3 protein-coding genes and 1 pseudogene are annotated in these 6,047 nt (G+C 51.7%); 3 read left to right on the top strand and 1 reads right to left on the bottom strand.

All coding sequences use genetic code 11. The annotated features are described in order from the left end of the window. The first annotated feature begins 486 nt into the window (after positions 1-486). The 3 genes and pseudogenes from AC5M9B_RS04165 to AC5M9B_RS04155 all read left to right on the top strand — a co-directional run bounded on the left by AC5M9B_RS04165 (position 487) and on the right by AC5M9B_RS04155 (position 4,317). Positions 487-1,937: pseudogene (locus tag AC5M9B_RS04165) on the top strand (DASS family sodium-coupled anion symporter). Positions 1,938-2,036: 99 nt separating this feature from the next. Further along, complete coding sequence (trkA, locus tag AC5M9B_RS04160; RefSeq protein WP_070857294.1) at positions 2,037-3,449, top strand: Trk system potassium transporter TrkA; 1,413 nt, start codon at positions 2,037-2,039, stop codon at positions 3,447-3,449. Positions 3,450-3,585: 136 nt separating this feature from the next. Further along, positions 3,586-4,317, top strand: a complete 732-nt coding sequence (locus AC5M9B_RS04155) for an SIMPL domain-containing protein (RefSeq protein WP_019270869.1) — start codon at positions 3,586-3,588, stop codon at positions 4,315-4,317. A 92-nt stretch (positions 4,318-4,409) separates the two neighbouring features. On the opposite strand, the gene AC5M9B_RS04150 is transcribed toward AC5M9B_RS04155, so the two are convergent. Then, positions 4,410-5,531 (bottom strand): porin, encoded by a 1,122-nt coding sequence (locus tag AC5M9B_RS04150; protein ID WP_455007421.1) that lies wholly within the window; start codon positions 5,529-5,531, stop codon positions 4,410-4,412. Positions 5,532-6,047 lie beyond the last annotated feature (516 nt).

Here is a 6,047-nt window from a genome sequence, read left to right as displayed (position 1 = left end):
AAGTGTTTTATTCTTGAATCTGTTCAAACCACTGATACACTAGTGTTGCACTTGAAATCCGAATCCAAGGACCTTTTCTATTATGGGAGGTCGTCTGAAAAATACCTGTATGAACCAACATGATGAATTAGGGTTTAAGTATTGTTGGGTTTCGCAACCGAACCTGCTAAAACTGAGGTTTTACCCTCTCCCTAACCCTCTCCCACGGAGAGAGGGAATAATGGCGCTGAAACCGACCATTATCAGACTTTCTGCAATCTGTCCCCTCTCCCCGTGGGAGAGGGTTAGGGAGAGGGCAAAACGTAAAACTCAAGAAACGTCTTCTAAAAAGATGGCAACACAAAAATACGCATGACCCAAACACCCAAAAGAAAAACATAAAAACAACTGCTGCCAAATACATTTCAGACGGCCTGTTCCCACCAAAATCGGGCACACGTTGTCTGAAATCCGATTTCCCCGATACCTCAAACTAGGAGACTCAACATGGGCTTCAAGCCAATTCCTGCTGCGGTTGCGCTCGCGCTGACGCTGATTATCTGGTTCGTCATACCCGTGCCGCAGGGCGTATCGCCCGACGCATGGCACCTTTTGGCGTTGTTCGTCGGCATCATCGCCGGCATCATCGGCAAAGCCATGCCCATCGGCGCAATGGCGATTTTGGGCATTACTTTGGTCGCGCTGACCGGCGTGACCAACGAAAAAGCCGCCGAGCAACCAAAGACGCTCTGAGCAGCCTCAACAATTCGTTAATCTGGATGATCGGTATCGCCATCATCATCTCGCGCGGTTTGTTGAAAACCGGCTTGGGGATGTGTATCGGCTACCTTCTGATTTCCCTTTTCGGCAAACGCACGCTGGGCGTAGGTTACAGCCTGGCTTTGGCCGATTTGGTCATCGGTCCGGTAACGCCGAGCAACACCGCGCGCGGTGGCGCCATCGTGCATCCGATTATGCGTTCCATCGCCCTGAGTTTCGATTCCAACCCCGAAAAAGGTACTGAGAGCAAAATCGGTAAATACCTCGCGCTGGTCAACTACCACGCCAACATCATCACCTGCTGCATCTTCATTACCGCAACCGCGCCCAACCCGCTGGTCGTCGAATTGGTCGCCAAAGCCACCGATCCGCAAATCCACCTCTCTTGGGGCACATGGTTCGCCGCCATGGTCGTCCCCGGCCTGATTGCCATGTTCCTGATGCCGCTGGTGCTGTATTTCCTGTATCCGCCCGAAATCAAACAAACGCCTAACGCGACCGCCCTTGCCAAAGAAAAACTGAAAGAAATGGGCGCGATGAAGCGCAACGAAAAAATTATGCTCGGCATTTTCGTGATTCTGCTGCTTCTGTGGGCGGGCGTTCCCGAAATGCTGTTCGGCGTGAAAGTCGATGCCACCGCCACCACCTTCCTCGGCATCTCCCTGTGTCTCTTAACCGGCGTACTGACTTGGGACGACGCGCTGAAAGAAAAAGGCGCGTGGGACACCATCGTCTGGTTTGCCGCCTTGGTCATGATGGCGAACTTCCTCAACAAATTGGGACTGATTGCATGGCTGTCCGAATCCCTGCAGGGCGGCATCTCCCATCTAGGCTTGGGCTGGGAAGCCGGCTGCGCCCTCTTGGTACTCGCCTACCTCTACGCCCACTACGTTTTCGCCAGCGGCACGGCACACGTTACCGCCATGTTCGGCGCGTTCTACGGCGCAGGCCTCGCCTTGGGCGCACCGCCGATGCTGTTCGCCCTGATTATGGCATCCGCTACCGGCATCATGATGTCGCTGACCCACTACGCTTCAGGTTCGTCCCCCGTCATCTACGGCTCGAACTATGTCAGCATGACCGAATGGTGGAAAGCCGGCTTCATCATGAGCGTGGTCGAAATCCTGATTTTCGGCACCATCGGCATTATCTGGTGGAAAGTGTTGGGCTACTGGTAAACCGTGCCTGAGATTAACAAAAGGTCGTCTGAAAATAGGTTTTCAGATGACCTTTTGTTATACAATCCCATCATCCTTACCAACCCACCCGCCTAAACCGTGAAAATCCTCATCCTCGGCAGCGGACAGGTCGGCTCGACCGTCGCGCAAAACCTCGCCTCCGTTTCCAGCAACGACGTTACCGTTATCGACATCGACGAAAAAGCCCTGCAACACATCGGCAGCCGCCTCGACGTCCAAACCATACTCGGCAACGGCGCATCCCCGTTCATCCTCGAACAAGCGGGCGCGGCAGATTCCGACCTCCTGCTTGCCCTGACCCGCAGCGACGAAACCAACATCGTCGCCTGTAAAATCGCCGCCGACCTTTTCAACATCCCCAGCCGCATCGCCCGCGTGCGTTCCAGCGAATATCTGGAATACCCCTACCCTGAAAACGACGATACGGAAAACGGCAGCCTTACCGTCTTCGACATCACCGAAACCATCAGTCCCGAACAACTCGTTACCGAACAGCTCGTCGGGCTGCTTAGCTACACCAGCGCATTGCAGGTATTGAGGTTTGCCGGCGACAAAGTCCGCATGGTCATCGTACAGGCGCGTAAAGGCGGGCTGCTCGTCAACCGCGAAATAGCCGACATCAACCAACACCTCCCCGAAGGTGCGGACTGCCAAATCTGCGCCATATACCGCAACAACCGCCTTATCGTCCCCACGCCGCAAACCGTCATCATTGAAGGCGACGAGGTACTTTTTGCCGCCGACATCAGCAGCGTCAACATCATCATGCGCGAACTGCGCCCCAAAGAAGCTCGCACCCGCCGCATCATGATTGCCGGCGGCGGCAACATCGGCTACCGCCTTGCCAAGCAGCTCGAATCCAAATACGACATCAAAATCGTCGAATACAACCCCCGCCGCGCCGAATGGCTCGCCGAAAACCTCGACAACACCCTCGTCCTGCAAGGCAGCGCCACCGACGAAACGCTGCTGGACGAAGAATACATCGACGAAATCGACGTCTTCTGCGCCCTGACCAACGACGACGAAAACAACATCATGTCCAGCCTGTTGGCGAAAAACCTTGGTGCCAAACGCGTTGTAACCATCGTCAACCGCTCCAGCTACGTCGATTTGCTCGAAGGCAACAAAATCGACATCGTCGTCTCGCCGCACCTCATCACCATCGGCTCCATCCTCGCCCATATCCGTCGAGGCGACATCGTTGCCGTCCACCCCCTCAGACGCGGCACTGCCGAAGCCATTGAAGTTGTCGTCCATGGCGACAAAAACACTTCCGCCATCGTCGGCAGGCGCATCAGCGGCATCAAATGGCCGGGCGACTGCTACATCGCCGCCATCGTCCGTGCCGAAACAGGCGAAGTCATCATGGGGCACCACACCGACACCATTGTCCAAGACGGCGACCACATCATCTTCTTCGTCTCCCGCCGCCGCGTCCTGCCCGAACTCGAAAAACTCATCCAAGTCAAAATGGGCTTTTTCGGCTAACCGTCAAAGGTCGTCTGAAAACCTGTTGCAGCAAAGTCAGAACTTTTTCAACTTTGTTGAAGCCGCGCTTTCAGACGACCTGACACAAATTATCCAATATCATCCGTTTCCACACCCGATACCCAAAGGAAAATCCATGTTACGCCCGATTCTTGCCGCCCTCGTGCTCGCAACCGCCCTGCCCGTCTCTGCCGAAACCGACACCCTTCACTACAACATGGTCGAGTTTGCCGAGTCCGCCAATCTCGAAATAACCCGCGACACCATGACCGCCCATTTCAGCATCAATGCCGAAGGCAAAGACCGCGCTACGGTGAACAAAGCGTTTCAGAAAAAATTCAACGACTTCAATAAAGCAGTACAAAACAACAAACTCCAAGCCGAACTCCTCAGCCGCAGAGCCAGCCCTCGCCATGAATACAACAACAACGGCAAACGCATCCAAACAGGCTGGGAAGAAGTTGCCTCGTTCAAAGTCGAAAGCAAAGACTTTGACGCCATCAACCGCCTGACTGACGAGACGCTGCAATCTGCAACTCTCGACCACATCGGCTTCAGCATCTCCAAAGAAAAACGCGAAGCCGCCGTCGATCAAGTCAGCAAAGCCGCCATCCTGCGCTTCAAAGACCGCGCGCAAGATTTGGCGAAAACGCTCGGCTTTTCCAACTACAAAATCGTCAAACTCAATTTAGGCCACATCGGCAACCGCTCCATCGACGACCGTTTAGGTTTCGCCCGCACCAAAATGATGAGTGCCGAATCCGCTATTGTTAGAAGTTCGGCAAGCGACGAAAACAACGCTATCCAAGCTCCCTCTCCCGGCTCAGAAGAAATCAGCATCACCGTCAACGGCTTGGTGCAGATGTAAAATACTCTCCAAACAAAAAGAAAAGGTCGTCTGAAACCCCAAATCAGGTTTCAGACGACCTTTTATATTTTCTGATTATCCTTACGGTTTCATCAGAATTTATGAACCATGCCCAAAGAAACGGCTTTTTGCTCAACAGACCCTGTTTGGGTCGGAGTCAGGCGGGTTTTGCTGCCCAGTTTCATATAACCGGCATGAGCAAGCATAGAAGTACGTTTGCTGAATTTGTAGTTGGCACCAACTACTACTTGATCGAATTTATCAACCAATTTCTCGCCGCTGTTCACGCTTTTTGCCGCCCAGCCGTGAGCGTAAGTGAGGCGCGGGGTCAGGTTGCCGAAGGTATAACCCACGGTAACGGCTGCATCAGCAACTTTGACGGCTTCATTTTTACCGGCATCGGCAGTAATGTCAGCGCGTTTGTACGTATTGAAATCATCGGTAAAGTAACCCAGATATTTATTTGCGCTTTCATGACCTTTAGCGTATTGAGCACCTACGCCGACAAACAGGTTGTTTTTGTCGTAGTAACTCTCGATTTTAGCGATTTGCGCGGCTTTGGTTTTACCGTTCTTGTCGGTGTACGCGCCTTTGTAATGGCCGTAGGCAAGATTGGTGGTGAAACCGCTGTTTTCATAAGTCAAACCGGCGGTATATTGCGCCTTGCTGGGTTGTTCATGTTTATATTTGTCGTCCGGATTGCGGTTGTCGCGCGGCGCGTAGGACGCACTAAACTTGAACCCGCCAAACGAAGGGCTGTCGTAACGTACGGATGTGGTGCGCACACCGGTGCGGGTGTTGATGCCCAAACCCATCGCGTTGGTTTTGTACAACCACGGGTCGATGGTATCCATCTCGTTGAGCATATTGTTCATATTGCCGACGCGGACCTTACCGAACTTGCCTTCCAAGCCGATGAAGGAATCGCGGTTGCCGAAACGCTGGCTGTTGGATTCGCCCAAAATGGAAGTGCGCTGTTCAACTTGCCAGATGGCTTTGAGGTCGTCTGAAAGTTTTTCGCTGCCTTTGAAGCCGATGCGTGAAGTATTGTCGTTGATACGGGTCGCGGTCGCGCTTTTTTCCGTACCTTCGTTACCTTTGATTTTCACCTGTCCGGAGGTGATGGTGCTTTTAACTTGTCCATAAAGAACAACTTCGGCTGATGCTGCAAAAGGCAAGGCCGCGACAGTCAGGGCAATAATGGCTTTTTTCATACGAACTCCTCTTTAATCAAAGAATCAAATTTAGGCCTATCGTTTTACAAAAATAAGAGACTCAAAACCAAAAACAGCAGACCCGTGGAATGGAACAGTGTGCGCAATCATAATGAACTTTCGATATTTAAACAATGCTTTTCATCTTGATAGGAATTATTATTCATTAGAGTTTAGACTTTTTACAACAATACGACATTTTTTATAGTCAATTCAAATAGAAAGGCATAGCTCATCATTTCAGAACAGGCTAGAATTTTGAAATTTTAAAATTGTCTTCCCCCTTACATCCTTCTTAAAATACTAAGAATCGTTTTTCTATTTCGCGGGGGATAAGACGATGTCCATTTTTATAGTGGATTAACTTTAAACCAGTACGGCGTTGCCTCGCCTTGCCGTACTACTTGTACTGTCTGCGGCTTCGTCGCCTTGTCCTGATTTATAGTCAATTAAAATCAAAATAGGACAGTAACGCATCGTCAAATCGGGCGTAATCAGACAAAACGGTTCGCAGAT

It is taken from the genome of Neisseria flava, assembly GCF_982712965.1.
This window is presented reverse-complemented; position numbering and strand designations above follow the sequence as displayed.